An 18313-nucleotide genomic window follows, 5' to 3' on the forward strand; every position below is an offset into this window, starting at 1 on the left:
AACGATCTCGAACAGGTAGCGGCGCAGCATCAATGCGAACCCCCGATGAAAAAACACCCGGCGAACCGGGTGTTGTACACGTCAAGCCTGAAACGGTGAGGGGATCCTCACGTTGTTACGCCTTTTTGTGGCTGGCTTTCTTGTGGTGTTTTTTAGCCGCCTGGGCTTTTTGGGCCGGGGCTTTCGCACCGGCTTTTTTGTGATGCTTTTTGGCCGCCTGAGCTTTCTGAACCGGGGCTTTCTTGCCGTGGTGTTTCACCTGGGCTTTAGCAGGCGCAGCGGTGGCGGTGGTTGCGCTAGCCGCAGGTGCGGTGGTGGCAGCCTCGGCAGCGAAAGCTACGGAAGACAGACCCATTGCAGCGGCAACAACCAGAGCTAATACTTTTTTCATCGCAGAATCCTCAATATGGCTTTTGGGTATCAACCCCACTGCGGGGCCGTTGAAATGATAGTAGGCAAACGGCGTCCGCCTTTCCGTGAGTGATTGGTTTCGGCATGTAACCTAATGTACAGGGCGGCGGTGGGGAGTGGGATTGCTGTTATAATGACCGCCAGGCACGGTAAAAAGGATTTAACATGAACGAGATATCAATTCGTTGTGGCGTGACCGAACAGGGCGAGGTGCCGCTGGCCTATGAGGACTGGGGCGATGAGGCGCACCCGCCGCTGCTGCTCATCATGGGGATCGGCGCACAGCTTTTGCTGTGGCCTGACGACTTCTGCCGCGCCCTGGTGGCCAAGGGATTTCGGGTGATCCGCTATGACAACCGAGACGTCGGCCTTTCCGGCAAAACGCAGGCACAACGTACGCAGCCGTTGTGGCTGCTGATGTTGCGCGCCCAGCTCGGTTGGCAAACGCCGGTGCCTTATACCCTGGCGGACATGGCGGCGGACGCGGCGCATCTGCTCGATCATTTACGCATTCCGCAGGCTCACGTACTGGGCGCTTCGATGGGGGGGATGATCGCCCAGGTGCTGGCCGCCGAATACCCGCAGCGCGTCGCCTCGTTATGCATCTTGTTCTCCAGCACCAATCAGCCGCTGTTACCGCCGCCGGCCCCTTCGCTGCTATGGCTGTTGGTGCGCCGGCCTGCGGCCGATTTGACGCTGCAGCAGCGCCACGAGGGGATGAAAACCTTCCTGCGCGCGCTCGGCACCCGATTTTATCCGCCGGAGGAGGCGGAGCTGGATACGCTGGTGACGCGGTTGCTGAAGCGGGGCGTGGATCCGGAAGGCATGCAGCGGCAACTTTCCGCGTTGCTCGGCAGCGGCGATCTGCGTCGTTACAGCCGGCGCATAGCCGCGCCGACGCTGGTTATTCACGGCGATCGCGATCGGCTGGTGCGCAAGGCGGGTGGGGTTGCGATCGCCCGTGCGGTCGCCAACGCCAAATTGCATATCATGCCGGGCATGGGGCATGACCTGCCCGCGCCATTGAGGCCGCAGCTGGCGGCGATGATCGCCCGTCATGCGCTGGGATGAGAGGCCGGAAAGCCCGGCGTTTTTTGCCATTTTAGTTACAACATACTTATGGTAGGTAGCCAGCCGCCACTCTGTGGCCAAGGCGTTGTCGGCAAGGAATGCGCGCTATGAAACATTATCCGGTCATGCAGGCGGGAAAAGGGCGCGGCCGGGGCCGCGCCAGGAGAGATTACAGGTAGCGGGTTTCCAAATGCTGACGGAAGTAGCGTGGATTGAGCGCTTCGCCGGTCGCGTTGGCGATCAGCGTTTCGGTCGGGAAACGGCTGCCGTGGCGCCAAATGTTGTGCTGCAACCAGTGGAACAGCGGCTGCAGGTTGCCGGCGGCGATATCTTCGCTCAGCGAAGGCAGGGCCTGACGCACGCTGTGGAACAGCTGCGCGGCGTACATCGCGCCGAGGGTGTACGTCGGGAAGTAGCCGAAGGCGCCGTCGGTCCAGTGAATATCCTGCATGCAGCCGTTGCGGTAGTTGCCGATGGTGTCGAGGCCGAGGTAAGCCTGCATCTTCTCATTCCACAGCGCCGGAATGTCTTCCACCTCGATATCGCCTTCGATCAGCGCTTTTTCAATTTCGTAGCGCAGGATGACGTGGGCAGGATAGCTCACCTCGTCGGCGTCGACGCGGATCAGGCCCGGTTTAACGCGCTGGTTGAGGCGAATAAAGTTGGCCTCTTCCAGCGCCGGCTGTTCGCCAAACTGCGCGGTGACCAACGGACGCAAGATCTTCAGGAATTCATTGCCGCGCGCCAGCTGCATTTCGAACAGCAGGCTTTGCGATTCATGGATAGCGGTGGAACGAGCCAGGGCGACCGGCTGGCCGAGCAGATCGCGCGGCAGGTTCTGCTCGTAGCGGGCGTGGCCGGTTTCGTGCACGATGCCGAGCAGCGCGGTCAAAAACTCTTTCTCGTTGTAACGCGTGGTGATGCGCACATCTTCCGGCACGCCGCCGCAGAACGGGTGGGCGCTGACGTCGACGCGGCCGTTGTCGAAGTTGAAACCGAGCAGCTTCATCACGCTGAGGCTAAGCTGGCGCTGGGTGTCCACATTGAACGGACCCTGCGGCGCCTGGCAGGGCTCGTTAGCCTGTTTGGCCACCACGCGCTGCAGCAGATCCGGTAGCCAGGTTTTCAAATCGCCGAAGATGCGGTCGAGATCGCTGCTGCGCATGCCCGGTTCATACAGGTTTAGCAGGGCGTCGTAACGGCTGGTGCCGGCCGCCTGCGCGCGGATCTGCGCTTCTTCCCGGCTGAGCTTGACCACTTCGCGCAGGTTGTCGGCGAAGCCGTCCCAGTCGTTGGCCGGGCGCTGGGCGCGCCAGGCGTGTTCGCAGCGTGCGCCGGCGAGCGATTTGGCTTCGACCAGCGCGGCCGGCAGCAGCACGGCGTCTTCATATTGGCGGCGCATTTCGCGCAGGTTGGCGCGGTCGAGTTCGTCCAGCGTCTCTTGCTGCGCGCGATCCAACAGCGCGCCGGTGCTTTGTGCCGTTAAAATCTGGTGCTGCAGCACGCTCAGCTCGGCCAGCGCTTCGGAGCGCGCCTTGCTGCCGCCCGGCGGCATCATGGTTTGCATGTCCCAACCGGCGATGGCGGACAGGTGGCCGAAACGCGACAGCCGGCTGAACAGGGCGCGCAGGTGATCGTAAGCAGACGTGTTGGAATGTGCAGATGTCATTATTATTCGGCTCCAATGAGAAGGTCTGGCGGCATTACGCCAGATCGGCTTTTAAACTGAATGTCGGCTTCACCGGCCAGCAGAAACGGAAGCTGGCGCCGCCGAGCGAACTGCCTTCGACGAACACCTGTCCCTGGTGGGCGACGGCGATGGAATGGACGATGGCCAGCCCCAGCCCGCAGCCGCCGGTAGCGCGATCGCGGCTGGGATCGAGACGGACGAAAGGTTCAAACACCCGTTCGCGCTCTTCCGGCGGGATACCCGGCCCGTCATCCTCGACCTGCAAGCAGGCGAGGTCGCCGTCAAACCACAGGCCAACGCGCAGCCGCTGTTCGGAATAGCGCAGCGCGTTGTTGACCAGGTTGTCGAGCACGCGCTCCATCAGGCGCAGATCGACGCCGCCGAAGTCGCCGACGTGCGGGATATCGAGCTGGATGTCGCGATCCTGATGGAGCAGGCGGATATCATCGACCTTGTCCTCGAGCCACTTTGGCAGATCGATGGGTTCAATGTTTAACGCAACCTGCGGACGGTCCAGACGGGCATAGGTCAGCAGCTCGTCGATCAGCGACTCCAACTGGCCTATATCGCGGTTCAGCGCCTGCTGCTCGCTGTCGGACAGGTTATCGCTCATTTCAAGCCGGTAACGCAGCCGCACCAGCGGCGTGCGCAGCTCGTGGGCGATGCCGTCGATCAGCTGTTTTTTGCTGGCGATTAGGGTGTTGACGTTGTCGGCCATCTGGTTGAACGCCACGCCGAGCCGGCTCAGGCTGGAGGTGGGATCGAAGTGGGTGCGTTCATCCAGATGCCCGGCGCCGAGCCGCTGGGCGGCGTTTTCCAGCTTGAGCAGATCTTGCCAGTGCGGCCGCATCCACAGAAACACCGGCAGCGCCAGCGACATGCCGATAAACACCAGCAACACCAGATCCAGCAGACGCATCTGATGCAGGTAGAACAGATAAGGAATGGGGCCGACCACCAACACATAGTGGCTGCGCGGAATGCGCTGCATAAAGGTGTACTGATCGTCGAGGGCGATGATTTCCCCCAGCCGCAGCCGTTTTTTCAGATCCTCGCTCAGCTCCTGTTTGCCGAGCGGCTCGATATGCAGCTTGAACGACAGGTTGAGATCCAGCGTGGCGATGGTCTTGTTCCAGTCCTTCAGCGGGATTTCGCGCAGCTCGCTGCGCATCAGGTACAGCGAACTTTTCATCAGATCGTCCATCGACTGGCGGCCGGCGCGCTCGGCGGTCACCTTGTACACCAGACCGACCAGCATCGCCATCACCAGAAAACAGACGAACAGCAACAGGAAGAACTGGACGAAAAGTTTTCTCATTGTTGCACCGATGCCCAGGCGTTAGGGGCGAACAGATAACCTTTATTGCGCACGGTCTTGATGCGGAACGGCTCCAGCGCGTTGTCGTACAGCTTGCGGCGCAGGCGGGAGATCGCCACGTCGATGCTGCGGTCCATGCCGTCGTAGCTCACGCCGCGCAGGTTTTGCAGCAGCGCCTCGCGATCCATGATCTGTCCGGCGTGGGTCGCCAGCTCCCACAGCAGATCGAAATCCGAGGTGGACAGCGTGACAGTTTCTTCGCCCAGCGTGACCTGCCGGTTGACCGGATCGATGCACAATAGCCCGAAATACAGCGCGTTGTGCTGGGTGAGCGGCTGAACCGACTCTTCTTTCGGCTGTTGGCCGTGTTGGCGCAGGTGCAAACGCAGGCGTGCCAGCAACACCGCCGGCGGCGTGGTTTTCAGGATATAGTCGTTGGCGCCCATCTCCAGCGACAGGATATGGTTCATGTCGCTGTCGAGCGAGGTGAGCAGCACGATCGGGCCGGGGAAGGTGGGGCGCAGATCGCGGCACAGCGTCATGCCGTCTTTGCCGGGCAGCATGATGTCCAGCAGCACCAAATCGGGTTGCTCGCGCTCGATGCGCGCCTGCGCGCTGTCGCCGCGCGGCTCGATCAGCACCTCGATGTCGTGTTTGCCCAGATAGGCGGCGATCAGCTTGCCGACTTCGGGATCGTCTTCCACAAAAACAATTTTATGCATATGCCCGTGTTTTAATAAGAAAAGCGGATTTCAGCATAGCGCGGCCCGCGGCGATGCGCCATGCGGATCTTGGCCTCAGCGCAGCGGCCGGCCGCCGTCGACGCCGTGGGTGCGGCCGGTGACGTAGCGGCTCTCCAGCAGGTAGTTCACCAGGTTGACCACTTCGCTCTCGCCCGGCGCGACCTTCATCAGCGATTTCGCCAGCGCCTGCTGGCGATAAGCCTCGTCGTCGCCAGGATTGAAGATGATCAGTGCCGGCGCAATGGCGTTGACCTTGACCTCCGGCGCCAGCTTGCGGGCGAACGAACGGGTCATATTGTCCAGCGCGGCCTTGCTGGCGGCGTAGGCGATATGTTTGTCGCTGCCTTTTTCCACCACGTAGTCGGTGAGATGGATAATGTCCGCGCCGGCCTGGCCCTGGCCGGTCAGGCAGGTTTCAAGCAGTTGGTTGAGCAAATAGGGCGTATAGACGTGAATTTGCAGCATCGTCGCCATCACCTGTTCCGGCGGCACCTGCGGCGACTCTGCCTGCCAGGCGCTGGCGTTGTGGATCACCGCGCGCAATTTGGGCGCCACCTGCCGCACCTGGTCGGCGAAACGGTAGATACCTTCGTGCGTGGAAAAGTCGCCCTGAATGCAGCAGGCGCCCAAGGCTTTCAACTCGGCCATCGCCGGATATTCGCTGCGATAGGCGATGATGACGGGAACGTCGCGCTGGAGAAACGCTCTGGCGAGCGCCAGCCCGATGCGCCGCGCGCCGCCGGTAATCAGCACCGGGGCAGAGTTGGGGTGTTCCATTGATTAAAGCTCCTGGACAGACTGGCAAACAATAGGGGAATTATGCCATCATACGGCGGAAAGTCGTTAAAGCTTCGCATGATTATCCATTTCTGGATGTAAGATCCCCAATGCATTTCAGGTTGTCGCCCGGCGGCGGCTTGAAAGACCACGGGTTAACACTGGCCATGAGAGGAATGAGGGGATGAACAGCAATCACCTTGCATCCATCGCGCGCAGTGAGAAAATCTGTTTCGACTATATGGATTTTCTGTCCGCATCGTGCAGGAAGCACTGGCGCTTTGTTGATGCTATTTATGGTGTGATGCCGATCTTCGGCATGGTGTTGAAATCGCGCGTGACCACGTCACAAACGCGCAAAGAGCAGTTGAAAGAGCTGGCGCTGCAGGTGGTGTCAACCCAGGTCAGCGATGAAACCAACATTGTGCGCCTGATTGACCTGGCGCAGCAGCAGGGTCTGACGGTATTTGATATTCAGCTGCCCTATGAGCTGGAGGCGCAGCAGCTGGCGGCCATTCAGAAAGAGTGCGCGGAAGGCATCGCGATCGCCCTGGTGGGTGAGCGCATGACCGTCACCATTCCCCCTAAAAGCTGACCGGGAATCAACCCGGCCACTCGTTGATGGTTAGGCAATTGACTTGCCGCGATAGCCTAACCATGAACGTGATATTCCGCGCCGCGTAGCGGCCTGCCTTTAAAGCCGGGTCCCGGCATTGGGGCCGGAGCGTAGGGTATAAATGCCGTCTATATGAATCAGCACTGCGTATTTCGGCGGCTTCATTCCATTTTTTTCTGCAAACGCCAGCGCATCGTCAAACGGCTTGCCCGCCAGGAACAGTTCCGGGGTGCCGACGAAGCGGTAACCGTCCAGCGCCTCGCGATCGATAACCACGACGGCCATTTTCGATCCTTCCCTGATATTTTGCAGCGTCTGGCCGCCGGTATTTTCGTTGTAAATCAGCGTACGGTCGTCATACAGGCGCAAAGAGCGCTTGGGGCCGATATCGGGCATGCCGCTTGGGCTGCTGGTCGCCTGCACAGGCAGCTGTTTGGCCAGCATCTTTTTCATCTCATCATTCAATTCATTCATTGGCAGATTACCCCTCAGGTCGTGGTGGCGTTGTTAATGCACGGTGGCGGAATGGTTCGCCGCGGGCGCGCAGACGCTGGTTTCCGGCAGCCGGTGCTCGCGCAGCGCCTGCAGCGTTTCAATTCGGAACCGCAGCAGGTGCCGTTCGGCGATCTGCTGCATCTGTTCGCACAGCGAGGTGTCGTCCATCAGTTGCTCGATGGCGAGCCGGGCCTGATGCACGTGGGGTTCTACGCCGCGAAGCGGCTTTTGCCGCAGGCGCAGATGGGTGATGTTGTTGAACGTGACGATCAGCGCGGCCAGGGCGGATTCGAAAAGATGCAGTGCGTCAAACCGTTCGGTATATTCCGCGTTTTGCCAGGGCCGCTCGGCGACGAGCGCCTGAGCGGCCTCCAGCGCCTGCTGGTAGTGCGCCATCGCCAGGCGATCGCGCCGCTGATTGAATGCCGTGTTGCCCTCGGCGATCAGCGCTTCCCAGGCGGTAAACAAGGGTAATGCGTGCAGCAGTTTTTCAGCCATGAAATGCCTTCCATTTTCAGCCGGTCTAAACCCGCCTCCTGACGCCTCTCGGCAGGGGGCGCTCGCGTCTTGCCGTTAATGCTCAGATGATAATGATAATTAATTGCATTTAAGATCGCAAGAGGAGCAACTGACGGATCAACAACGGGTAGCGGGGTAACGGGGAAAGAAGAAAGAAGGGGGAAACGAAATGCGGCTGACGGGCAGCCGCATTGACAGGCGATTTTAGTGCAGCATAAGCCAACCGGCAGGCAGCGTGGCCGCCAGCAGCAAGAAGATGCTGCTCTTTTCCAGCCGGTTGAGCAGATTGATGTCCCGGTGGCCGCGGCGGGCATACATGAACACCAACAGCCCAGGCGCATACAGCAGCACCGACATCAGCAGGTGCATCAGCCCGGAAGCGTACAGCAGCCACAGGCCATAGACGCAGGCGCCGGTGGCGGCGAAGATCAGGCGTTTGTCGCGGCGGCGGTAAGCCACCTTGAACAGAAACGCGCCAACCAGGAAGTAAGGCACCAGGATCATTTCCGAAGCGATGGTCAGCAGCGAGTTATAGTTGCTGCCGGTCAGCCAGATCAGCACCAGCGCCAGCTGCACCGCGATGTTGGTCAGCCACAGCGAAGAGGACGGGGCATGATGGCGGTTCTGCTTGCCGAACACGCGCGGAAACGCGCCGTGCTGCGCGGCCAGCAGCGGCACTTCCGCCGCCATGATGGTCCAGCTCAGGTAGGCGCCGCACACGGAAATGATCAGGCCGGCGGCGATGAGCACGTCACCCCACGGGCCGATCAGTTCCACCATCAGCACCGCCATCGACGGATTGCGCATTTCGGCCAGTTCGCTGCGCGGCACCACGCCCAGCGACAGCAGCGTCACCATCAGATACACCGCCAGCGCCGACAGCACCGCCAGCATGGTGGCGCGGCCCACGTCTTTCTTATTGCGGGCGCGGGCGGAAACCACCACCGCGCCTTCCACGCCGATAAACACCCACAGGGTGATCAACATGGTGTCCTTGACCTGTTCCCACACCGGCTTGCCGAGGGCGATGCCTTTGAAATCCAGCGTGAACACGTCCATTTTAAAGGCGATCGTCGCCAGAACGGCGAACATTCCCAGCGGCAACAGCTTGGCGAGGGTGGCCGCCAGATTGATGCTGGCGGCGGTTTGCACGCCGCGCAGCACCAGCGCGTGCACGATCCACAGCAGGGCGGATTCGGCGATCAGCGCCTGCCAGGTATTGCCGTCACCGAGAATCACGCTGCCGCCGCGATCGGTGAAGATACTCAGCGCCGCGAACACGATCACCAGATACGAGACGTTGGCGATCACGGCGCACAGCCAGTAACCCCAGGCGGAGCAGAAGCCCACCAGCTCGCCGAACCCTTCCTTGGCGTAGGTGAAAATGCCGCCGTCCAGATCCGGACGCAAACGCGTAAGCAACAGCATGGCGAAGGCCAAAAACAGAATGCCGACGCCGGTGATCCCCCAACCCAGCAGCAGCGCGGCGGGGCTGGCGACCTGCGCCATGTTTTGCGGCAGACTGAACACGCCGGCACCCAGCATTGAGCTGAGCACCAAAGCGGTTAGCGCGGTAAGACCGAGTTTTTTTTCCAATGACGGATCCTGAACGCAGAATAAACAACTGGAAGGGAACTGCTTGGTGGCAACAATGTATTAACTACCACTGCGCGAATAGACAATAGCCCTAAAAATTGGCGCAAATTTTACGGAGGGATGATTAGAGATGCAATGATTGAATATGCGGAATTTACAAAAAACTATTCAACGCGCGATGAAAAAAGCGGCAATAAAAACGGGCAGCTCAAGGGCTGCCCGATGGTAAACCGAAAAGCGGGTTTTATTTGAACAGATCGGCGCTGACGGTCAGGTTGCCGCCGCTCTTGTTCTGCCACTGGCGGGTGACGTGGTAGTACTTGGCGCCTTTCTCGGCCGCGCGTTTCGCCACTTCGGTGGAGACATCGGTCATGCTGTTGAAGTGGCCGGTGAAGGTGACGGAATCGAACGGCACCATCTGCGCGGCGGTCACGTTGTTCACTTCCTGGATCTTGGTGCCGTTAGGCAGCGTGACGGTATAGCGTTGGCCGGTAGAAGACTGGGTTTCAAAGAAACGACCCACTTCGCGGCTTGGCGAACCGGAAGACGCGACGCCAGGAATTTCGACTTTCGCGGCAGCGGCGCCGCCGGCGGCCAGTGCGGCGCGGCCGGCGTCAGAATCGGCCGGAATGGCGTCCGGGCTCTGCACGCGGCGTTTTGGCGCATCGGCCTTATAGATGTAGGCGGTAACGAACTGGTTGCCGCCGGAGTTGGCGTCAACCTGGCGCACGATGAAGAACGAGGCGGCGCCTTTTTTCTTCGCTTCTTTGGAGATAGCGTCGTTGATGTCCGGCTGGCTGCGGTAGAAACCGCTGACGCTCACGGTATCGTAAGGCTCCAGCAGATAGGCTTCCTCTTTAGGCAGTTCGTTCACGCCGTTAAATACGCGGTATTTTGGTGTTTTGCTCACTTCTGGCGCATCTTTATGATAAAGGTCTGCGGTGACGCGCCAGTTGCCGCCGTTGTTGCTGTTGTTGCTGTCCTGGATATAGAAGGAATCGGCACCCAGTTTGTCTGCACGGCGGGATACGGCGTCGACGGCTTCATTGATGGCATTGAAGCGGCCGGTAATCGTGATGCGATCAAACGGCTTCAGCGCCGCTGCTTTCTCAGGAGTTAACTCTTGCGCCGCATGAGCAGACAGCGCGGTGAGTGATAACAAGGCTGACGCGATGATCGTGGTCTTCAGCTTCATAAAAAATCCTTTCGCCTAGCGCATTAACGTTTATAACGTACTGAACTGTTTAAGTGTAATTCAGCCGTCGATTATTACATGTAATTCTGAAAACTGTCTCAGCATTTTATGTTATCCCGTGCGACAAATCGCCGACGGTGACGCCGGGCGCACGGATGGCGCCATCGCCATAAGTTTCCATAATAACGGCTTTGGTGTCATTAATGTTAATTATTCACAAAATGATAACTTTTATGCTTATACACCGCGCATGGCCATAAATCGTTACGCCGGGCGTAAATCTCTTGTCACGCAGAATGCGCTGTTCTGTATGGATTTTTTCACAGTAAATTGCGATTTGTCATATCACGCGCGGCGTTTTTATGTAAAAACAGAGCTGAATGCGTAAGCAATTATGGATCATCGACCTTATTTTCAGTAGGTTATAGTTGGCGTCTGAAATCAGTGCGGGCAAGTTAATGCCACGCCCGCCGGTGACGCCGTGCTATGGGCAGGAAAATAATAAACATCATCCAAGACAGGTGAGAAGGGAACATTATGCGTATTGGTGTACCAAGAGAGCGGTTGGCCAATGAAGCCCGGGTCGCAGCCACGCCGAAAACGGTGGAACAACTGCTGAAGCTGGGTTTTACCGTCGCGATTGAACGCGGGGCGGGTAAACTGGCCAGTTTTGAGGACGTCGCCTACGAAGCCGCCGGCGCGGCGCTGGTCGACGAAAGCGAAGTGTGGCAGTCGGATCTGATCCTGAAAGTCAACGCGCCGCAAGACGACGAGATCGCCTTGATGCGCGAAGGCAGCACGCTGGTCAGCTTTATCTGGCCGGCGCAAAACCCCGAATTGATGGCCAAGCTGGCGGCGCGCAACGTCACCGCGCTGGCGATGGACTCGGTGCCGCGCATCTCGCGCGCCCAGTCGATGGACGCGCTGAGCTCGATGGCCAACATCGCCGGCTACCGCGCGATCGTCGAAGCGGCGCATGAGTTCGGCCGTTTCTTCACCGGCCAGATCACCGCCGCCGGCAAAGTGCCGCCGGCCAAGGTGATGATCATCGGCGCCGGCGTGGCCGGCCTGGCGGCGATCGGCGCCGCGGGCAGCCTCGGCGCCATCGTACGCGCCTTCGACACCCGCCCGGAAGTGAAAGAGCAGGTGCAGAGCATGGGCGCGGAATTCCTCGAGCTGGATTTTGAAGAGGAAGCGGGCAGCGGCGACGGCTACGCCAAAGTGATGTCTGAAGCCTTTATCAAGGCCGAGATGGCGCTGTTCGCCGCGCAGGCCGCGGAGGTCGATATCATCGTCACCACCGCGTTGATCCCGGGTAAACCGGCGCCGAAACTGATCACCAAAGAGATGGTGGCGTCGATGAAGCCGGGCAGCGTGATCGTCGATCTGGCGGCGCAAACCGGCGGAAACTGCGAGCTGACCGTGGCCGACACCATTACCGTGACCGACAACGGCGTGAAAATCATCGGCTATACCGATCTGCCGAGCCGCCTGCCGACCCAATCTTCGCAGCTTTACGGCACCAACCTGGTCAACCTGCTGAAGCTGCTGTCGAAAGAGAAAAACGGCGAGATCGACATCGATTTCGACGATACGGTGATCCGCGGCGTTACCGTGGTGCGCAGCGGTGAAATCACCTGGCCGGCGCCGCCGATCCAGGTCTCCGCCCAGCCGAAAGCGGCGCCCGCCGCCGCACCGGCCGCCAAACCCGAAGCCAAACCGACCTCGCCGTGGCTGAAGTACGGCCTGATGGCTCTGGCAATCCTGCTGTTCGGCTGGCTGGCGGACGCGGCGCCGAAAGAGTTCCTGTCGCACTTTACCGTGTTCGCGCTGGCTTGCGTGGTCGGTTACTACGTGGTCTGGAACGTCAGCCATGCGCTGCATACCCCGTTGATGTCGGTCACCAATGCGATCTCAGGGATTATCGTGGTCGGCGCGCTGTTGCAGATCGGCCATGGCGGCTGGGTGAGTTTCCTCTCCTTTATCGCCGTGCTGATCGCCAGCATCAATATTTTCGGTGGGTTCACCGTCACTCAGCGCATGCTGAAGATGTTCCGCAAGAACTAAGGGGTAGCAAATGTCTGGAGGATTGGTTACAGCTGCATACATTGTTGCCGCTATTTTGTTTATTTTCAGCCTGGCGGGCCTGTCGCGCCATGAAACGTCGAAGCAGGGCAACCTGTTCGGCGTCGCCGGCATGGCGATCGCGCTGATCGCCACCATTCTGGGGCCGGATTCCGGCAACGTCGGCTGGATCATCATCGCCATGATCATCGGCGGCTCAATCGGCGTCTATCTGGCCAGGAAGGTCGAGATGACCGAAATGCCGGAACTGGTGGCGGTGCTGCACAGCTTCGTTGGCCTGGCGGCGGTGCTGGTCGGCTTCAACAGCTACCTGGATCACGGCGCGCCGATGGAGCCGGTGATGGCGAACATCCATCTGACCGAAGTGTTCCTCGGCATCTTTATCGGCGCGGTCACCTTCACCGGTTCGATCGTCGCCTTCGGCAAGCTGCGCGGCATCATTTCTTCCAAGCCGCTGATGCTGCCGAACCGCCACAAGCTGAATCTGGCGGCGCTGGTGATCTCGTTCCTGCTGCTGGTGGCGTTCGTGCGTACCGACAGCGTGGGCTGGCAGGTGGTGACGCTGCTGCTGATGACGGCGATCGCGCTGGCGTTCGGCTGGCATCTGGTGGCCTCGATCGGCGGCGCCGACATGCCGGTGGTGGTATCGATGCTTAACTCCTACTCGGGGTGGGCGGCCGCCGCGGCGGGCTTCATGCTGAGCAACGATCTGCTGATCGTCACCGGCGCGCTGGTGGGTTCTTCGGGTGCGATCCTGTCTTACATCATGTGCAAGGCGATGAACCGCTCGTTTATCAGCGTGATCGCCGGCGGCTTCGGCAGTGACGGTTCGTCTACCGGCGACGCCGAAGAGATGGGCGAATACCGTGAAACCACGGCGGAAGAAGTGGCCGAGCAGTTGAAGAACTCCACCTCGGTGATCATCACCCCGGGCTACGGCATGGCGGTGGCGCAGGCGCAATATCCGGTGGCGGAAATCACCGAGAAACTGCGGGCGCGCGGCGTGAAGGTGCGTTTCGGCATTCACCCGGTCGCGGGGCGTTTGCCGGGCCACATGAACGTGCTGCTGGCGGAGGCGAAAGTGCCGTACGACGTGGTGCTGGAGATGGATGAAATCAACGAAGATTTCCCGGATACCGACACCGTGCTGGTGATCGGCGCTAACGACACGGTGAACCCGGCGGCGCTGGAGGATCCGCGCAGCCCGATCGCCGGCATGCCGGTATTGGAAGTGTGGAAAGCGCAGAACGTGATCGCGTTCAAACGCTCGATGAACACCGGCTACGCTGGCGTGCAGAACCCGCTGTTCTTCAAGGAGAACACCCAGATGCTGTTCGGCGACGCCAAAGACAGCGTGGAAGCGATTCTGCGGGCATTGCAGAAGTAATTGAGCAACCAAAAAAACGGGCCGCTTAGCGGCCCGTTTTTTATGCGCGAGGGTTAATCTTCGTCGTCGTGCTCATCGTCTTCATCCGTCTCAATCGGGCAGTTGAAGTTCTCCGGCTTAATCACCAGCAGATCGCATTTCAGATGGTCGATCACATGTTCCGCGGTGTTGCCGATAAAGGCCGCCGAAATGCCGGTGCGACCCAGCGTGCCCAGAACCACCACGCCGGCCTGCAGGTGTTCGGCCAGATCGGGGATCACCTCTTCCGGCAGGCCTTTTTCCACGTGGGTGAACTCTTCCTTAATGCAGAATTTCTGCCGCAGCGCCTTCATGGCGATCAGATGCTGGCCGCGGATGGCGTCGTTGTAGACGCTCGGATCGAAATCGGGCAGCTCGATGGCGATGTTGATCGGAGTAACGGGATAGGCGCCGACCAGGTGAACCTCGGTCTGGTTGACGTTCTGCGCCAGTTCGACGGTTTCTTGCACCAGTTTGATATTGAGCGGATCGTGATAGGGTTCTTCGCTGGCCAGGTTGACCGCCACCAGCGCTTTACCGCCTTCCGGCCAGGGCTGGTCTTTCACCATCCACACCGGGCAAGGGCATTTTCGCAGCAGGTGCCAGTCGGTGGGGGTGAAGATCACCGATTCCAGCCGGTCGTGCTGGTGCGCCATTTTCAACAGCAGGTCATGTTGGCCGGAAAGCACTTCCTGAATGATGGCTTCGAAGGGGCGGTTGTGCCAGACCACTTTGATTTCGATCGGCACGCCGTCGTTGAGGTAAAAGCGGCACTGCTCGTTGATCCAGGCGGCGCGTTGGCTGATCACACCTTGCCGCATCGCCGTTCTTTCGTCCGGAGAGAGCAGGGTCGTCATTTCGTAAGAGAAGTCATAAATGGGCAGGAAGGCTTTGATGCGCCCGCCGTTCCGTTTCACCAGGTACACGGCGCGGCGCAATGCCGGCTGGTCGTCCTGATTGGGGTCAATAGCCACCAGAAGATTCTGATACTTCGCCATAGGGCCTCCTTACAGCTGAAATCAACAGTCTGTTAATTTACAGAGTAACCCAACATTGAAAAACAGAACAACAACAGAAGCGGCGCCGGATCAACAATTTCAGTGAAATGTTGATCCGGCAGGAGAATCAGGCGTTAACGGACACGTTGATGCGCGGCGTACCGGCCAGCACCGACAGGGCGTCGGCGTTTTCGATGGTGATGTATTTGCCTTTCACGCTGAGGATTTCGCTTTTCTGGAAGCGGCCCAGCAGGCGGCTGATGGTTTCCACAGTCAGGCCGAGGTAGTTGCCGATGTCGCCGCGGGTCATGGTCAAACGGAACTCGCGCGGTGAGAAGCCGCGCTCCGCGAAGCGGCGCGACAGGTTGTAAACGAACGCCGCCAGGCGCTCTTCGGCGTTTTTCTTCGACAGTAGCAGGATCATGTCCTGGTCGCCTTTGATCTCGCCGCTCATCAGCCGCATGATCTGCTGACGCAGGTTAGGCATTTTGCCGGACAGATCGTCGAGGGTTTCGAACGGGATCTCACACACCATCGAGGTTTCCAGCGCCTGGGCAAAACTCGGGTGCTTCAGGCCGCCGATGGCGTCGAAGCCCACGAGATCGCCCGCGAGGTGGAAGCCGGTGATCTGCTCGTCGCCTTGCTCGGTGATGGTATAGCTTTTGATGGTCCCGGAACGGATCGCGTACAGCGACTTCAGCTCGTCGCCGGCCTTGAACAGGGTTTGGCCTTTCTGGATGGGCTTTTTCCTCTCGATAATGTTGTCGAGCTGGTCCAGCTCGTGGGCATTAAGGGTGAAAGGAATGCACAGCTGGCTGATGCTGCAGTCCTGGCAATGGATCGCACAACCACCAGACTGGATACGACGAATCACGCGTTTTTCCGGGATCATAGATTACGCTCATTCAATAATTGATATGAGTCAATTTTAACATCTTTTGCAGCAGCTGATAAGGGTGGCATTAGCATGAATAGGGGTATTGTGTGCGAATTTTGCGCACACATACCGACGATTATTCTGTATGGGACTGAAGTTATGAATATTATTTGTGACTTATGCGTTTTATTCACACAAGTTATTGATAGTGCCAAAGCGGGGACGAGCGCGGCGTTGAGCAACGTGCTTTATTAAGCAGCGCCAAACAATGGCGCTGGATGAGCTCATCGTCGCGGCTACAGCAAACTTTTCGGCAGGTAGCCTTCATGCTGCAACAGCCACTGCTTGCGCTGTACGCCGCCGGCATAGCCGGTCAGCGCGCCCTGCGAACCGATCACCCGGTGGCAGGGCACCACGATGCTGATCGGATTCGAACCGTTGGCCATACCGACCGCGCGCGAGGCGGTCGGACGGCCGATGCGTTGCGCCAGCTGGCCGTAGGTCAGGATCTCGCCGCACGGGATTTGGCGCAGCTGTTGCCATACGGTGCGTTGGAACTCGGTGCCGGCGGTCATCACCGGCAGCCGATCGATAATGCTCAGCTCACCGGCGAAATAGCGTTGCATCGCATCGGTCAGGCCGCCGGGATCGCGCTGCTCGCGCAGGGTGAAGCGATCGGTGCGGTAGTGGGTATTCAGCAGCTTCATCAGGCGCGCTTCGTGATCGGTCCAGTCAATCGCCCGCAGGCGCCCCTGTTCATCGGCAATCAGCACCAGTTCTCCCACCGGCGTGGCGGTACGATCAATCAAAAAAGTCTGCATCTGGATCACTCCTCGGTTTGGTATGGCGATTATCGCACGAAAGCGGGGGAAGAGATGGCGGATTTCGGACATGCTGATGGGCAACCGCAGGGTTGCCCAAATAGCCGGCTCAGGGTAAGCCGGGTAGTCATTGCCCGATGAATTTATAAAATAAATTTATAATTAATCAAGGCAAGTTGTGTTCTGTTTATTATTTCACCAGGCATTAACGCGTTGGCGTTACTTATAGCTGATGGTCACGCGCTTTAAATGGGGATCGTTATTCACTATTTCGCTGGTGACGGCAGAGACTAATTCTTTTGGCATCTCTTTTAACGAAGAGGAAATATATCCGTTCTGATATTCGGTCACTTTGCCGAAGCAGTTGGAGACAAGCTGTTCATCCTGATGTGTGATGGTGCAGGCCGGGGTGGTAATGGCGCCGGTAAAGCGCACGACGCCGGAGGAGACCTGGCTGCCGGAAAGCGGTTTTGCTTGCAGAGCGAAGGGCAAAATGACCAATGCGCTTAATACGGCTAAGTAATGGTTCATACGCTGTTCCTCTCAGATTAAAAATGCTGCCAATTAAAAAACAAGCACGCTTGTTTTTATCAAATAATCAATTTCGCCTGGCGAAATAAAAACGAATGGGCAAAAATCCTACTGCCTGCATTCAATGAATTTGATAGTAAGGAGGTAGGGTGGGTAAAACCATGATTTGGATCATAGTGAAGACCGGTTAATGGTTTCCGGCGCGGGCAGGGTAAAAGGCTGTGATCGTTCTCTCAGGAAAGCGGGAAAGGGCGGGATGTTTTCGCCCCCGTAGCGCAACCGCAGGAACCGGGGGCGAGCGGGGGTTACAGCATACCGCTGCTGCCGCAGATGCGGATCTTTTCCGCCACCACTTCTTTCATCGCCAGCTTGCCGGGGACGATGTATTTGCGCGGGTCATTGGCATCCGGGTGCTGTGAAAAGTAGCTTTTCACCGCATCGGCAAAGGCGATTTTCAATTCGGTGGCGACGTTGACCTTGCAGACGCCGAGCGAGATCGCGCGCTTAACCATCGCTTCCGGAATACCGGAGGCACCGTGCAGCACCAGGGGCACGTCCACCTGTTCGCGGATCAGCGCCAGGCGCTCGAAGTCCAGCTTCGGCTCGCCGTGATACAGGCCGTGGGCGGAACCGATCGCCACCGCCAGCGAATCGATGCCGGTGGCGGCGACGAACTCGCGTGCCGCCGCCGGGTCGGTATAGAAGCTGTCCGCCGTATCGACGATCAGATCGTCTTCCTGCCCGCCCAGGCGCCCCAGCTCCGCTTCCACGCTGGCGCCGTAGCGATGGCACAGGGCCACTGCGGCGGCCACCTTGGCGATGTTCTGCTCGAACGGCAAATGCGAACCGTCGATCATCACTGAGCGGATGCCGCTTTTCACCTTGTGCTCGATGTCGTCCAGCGCTTCGTGATGATCCAGATGCAGCGCCAACGGCAGATCGTAGCGGTGCGCGGCAGATTGGCAAATGCCGATCAGGTAGTCGGTACCGGCATAGCTGAAGGTTCCGGGCGTGCCGGCCATGATCACCGGCGAGCGCAGTTCGGCGGCGGTTTCCGCCACCACCTGCACGGTTTCCAGATTGTGGACGTTAAACGCCGGGACGGCGTAACCCTGACGCTGCGCCTTGAGCAGCATTTCTCGGTTGGCTATCAGATACATGGGAT

19 protein-coding genes are annotated in these 18313 nt (G+C 59.1%); 5 read left to right on the forward strand and 14 right to left on the reverse strand.

All coding sequences use genetic code 11. From position 1 onward, the window contains the following. Window positions 1-115 precede the first annotated feature (115 nt). On the reverse strand, window positions 116-391 hold the full coding sequence (gene asr, locus ACF8MC_RS03045; RefSeq protein WP_033648431.1) for an acid resistance repetitive basic protein Asr: 276 nt from the start codon (window positions 389-391) through the stop codon (window positions 116-118). Window positions 392-576: 185 nt separating this feature from the next. On the opposite strand from asr, the gene ACF8MC_RS03050 reads away from it, so the two are divergent. Beyond that, on the forward strand, window positions 577-1482 hold the full coding sequence (locus ACF8MC_RS03050; protein WP_033648430.1) for an alpha/beta fold hydrolase: 906 nt from the start codon (window positions 577-579) through the stop codon (window positions 1480-1482). Between the two features lie 169 nt (window positions 1483-1651). Here ACF8MC_RS03050 and ACF8MC_RS03055 read toward each other — a convergent pair whose 3' ends face one another. The 4 genes from ACF8MC_RS03055 to folM all read right to left on the reverse strand — a co-directional run bounded on the left by ACF8MC_RS03055 (window position 1652) and on the right by folM (window position 6010). Continuing rightward, window positions 1652-3151: a carboxypeptidase M32 gene (locus ACF8MC_RS03055; protein ID WP_033648429.1), complete on the reverse strand. Its 1500-nt coding sequence runs from the start codon at window positions 3149-3151 to the stop codon at window positions 1652-1654. Window positions 3152-3185: 34 nt separating this feature from the next. Continuing rightward, entirely contained in the window at window positions 3186-4490 is a 1305-nt protein-coding gene (rstB, locus tag ACF8MC_RS03060) for a two-component system sensor histidine kinase RstB (protein WP_060425795.1), read from the reverse strand. Continuing rightward, window positions 4487-5212, reverse strand: coding sequence for a two-component system response regulator RstA (gene rstA / locus ACF8MC_RS03065; RefSeq protein WP_060438617.1), 726 nt, complete (start codon window positions 5210-5212; stop codon window positions 4487-4489). The genes rstB and rstA overlap by 4 nt, the downstream gene beginning before the upstream one ends. 75 nt (window positions 5213-5287) lie before the next feature. Continuing rightward, on the reverse strand, window positions 5288-6010 hold the full coding sequence (folM, locus tag ACF8MC_RS03070) for a dihydromonapterin reductase (protein ID WP_060438618.1): 723 nt from the start codon (window positions 6008-6010) through the stop codon (window positions 5288-5290). Between the two features lie 184 nt (window positions 6011-6194). Between folM and ACF8MC_RS03075 the strand changes: the two genes are divergently transcribed. Next, the gene (locus tag ACF8MC_RS03075) at window positions 6195-6605 is read left to right on the forward strand and encodes a hypothetical protein (protein WP_033648426.1); all 411 of its coding nucleotides are present in this window, start codon (window positions 6195-6197) and stop codon (window positions 6603-6605) included. A 99-nt stretch (window positions 6606-6704) separates the two neighbouring features. On the opposite strand, the gene ACF8MC_RS03080 is transcribed toward ACF8MC_RS03075, so the two are convergent. The 4 genes from ACF8MC_RS03080 to ydgH form a co-directional block, all read right to left on the reverse strand. After that, window positions 6705-7100 carry a pyridoxamine 5'-phosphate oxidase family protein gene (locus tag ACF8MC_RS03080; RefSeq protein WP_043147521.1) on the reverse strand — a complete coding sequence of 132 codons (396 nt, stop codon included), beginning with the start codon at window positions 7098-7100 and terminating at the stop codon, window positions 6705-6707. A 33-nt stretch (window positions 7101-7133) separates the two neighbouring features. After that, window positions 7134-7619: a hypothetical protein gene (locus tag ACF8MC_RS03085; protein WP_033634651.1), complete on the reverse strand. Its 486-nt coding sequence runs from the start codon at window positions 7617-7619 to the stop codon at window positions 7134-7136. 225 nt (window positions 7620-7844) lie between these two features. After that, window positions 7845-9236: an amino acid permease gene (locus tag ACF8MC_RS03090; RefSeq protein WP_060430315.1), complete on the reverse strand. Its 1392-nt coding sequence runs from the start codon at window positions 9234-9236 to the stop codon at window positions 7845-7847. A gap of 244 nt (window positions 9237-9480) precedes the next feature. Beyond that, complete coding sequence (gene ydgH / locus ACF8MC_RS03095; protein WP_004938291.1) at window positions 9481-10431, reverse strand: DUF1471 family protein YdgH; 951 nt, start codon at window positions 10429-10431, stop codon at window positions 9481-9483. A gap of 118 nt (window positions 10432-10549) precedes the next feature. Here ydgH and ACF8MC_RS03100 point away from each other — a divergent pair, with 118 nt between their 5' ends. From ACF8MC_RS03100 to pntB, 3 genes are all read left to right on the forward strand, one after another. Next, window positions 10550-10819 (forward strand): hypothetical protein, encoded by a 270-nt coding sequence (locus ACF8MC_RS03100; protein ID WP_133160055.1) that lies wholly within the window; start codon window positions 10550-10552, stop codon window positions 10817-10819. 149 nt (window positions 10820-10968) lie between these two features. After that, entirely contained in the window at window positions 10969-12498 is a 1530-nt protein-coding gene (pntA, locus tag ACF8MC_RS03105; protein WP_004938288.1) for a Re/Si-specific NAD(P)(+) transhydrogenase subunit alpha, read from the forward strand. A 10-nt stretch (window positions 12499-12508) separates the two neighbouring features. Further along, a complete protein-coding gene (pntB, locus tag ACF8MC_RS03110) occupies window positions 12509-13903 on the forward strand; it encodes a Re/Si-specific NAD(P)(+) transhydrogenase subunit beta (protein ID WP_033634648.1) in 1395 nt (464 codons plus the stop codon). 53 nt (window positions 13904-13956) lie between these two features. Here the strand turns inward: pntB and uspE are convergent, their stop codons facing one another. The 5 genes from uspE to ACF8MC_RS03135 all read right to left on the reverse strand — a co-directional run bounded on the left by uspE (window position 13957) and on the right by ACF8MC_RS03135 (window position 18308). Beyond that, a complete protein-coding gene (gene uspE, locus ACF8MC_RS03115; RefSeq protein ID WP_033648422.1) occupies window positions 13957-14919 on the reverse strand; it encodes a universal stress protein UspE in 963 nt (320 codons plus the stop codon). Between the two features lie 127 nt (window positions 14920-15046). Beyond that, window positions 15047-15811 (reverse strand): FNR family transcription factor, encoded by a 765-nt coding sequence (locus tag ACF8MC_RS03120; protein WP_033634646.1) that lies wholly within the window; start codon window positions 15809-15811, stop codon window positions 15047-15049. Between the two features lie 281 nt (window positions 15812-16092). Continuing rightward, window positions 16093-16617, reverse strand: a complete 525-nt coding sequence (ogt, locus tag ACF8MC_RS03125) for a methylated-DNA--[protein]-cysteine S-methyltransferase (RefSeq protein ID WP_041035243.1) — start codon at window positions 16615-16617, stop codon at window positions 16093-16095. A 219-nt stretch (window positions 16618-16836) separates the two neighbouring features. Continuing rightward, window positions 16837-17148 (reverse strand): hypothetical protein, encoded by a 312-nt coding sequence (locus ACF8MC_RS03130; protein ID WP_060421218.1) that lies wholly within the window; start codon window positions 17146-17148, stop codon window positions 16837-16839. Window positions 17149-17453: 305 nt separating this feature from the next. Beyond that, window positions 17454-18308, reverse strand: coding sequence for a tagatose bisphosphate family class II aldolase (locus tag ACF8MC_RS03135; RefSeq protein ID WP_033634643.1), 855 nt, complete (start codon window positions 18306-18308; stop codon window positions 17454-17456). Window positions 18309-18313 lie beyond the last annotated feature (5 nt).

The sequence above is a fragment of the Serratia sp. LACPHL-BACT-2024-00286 genome (assembly GCF_043109535.1).
In the GTDB taxonomy this organism is placed as follows: Bacteria; Pseudomonadota; Gammaproteobacteria; order Enterobacterales; family Enterobacteriaceae; genus Serratia; species Serratia sarumanii.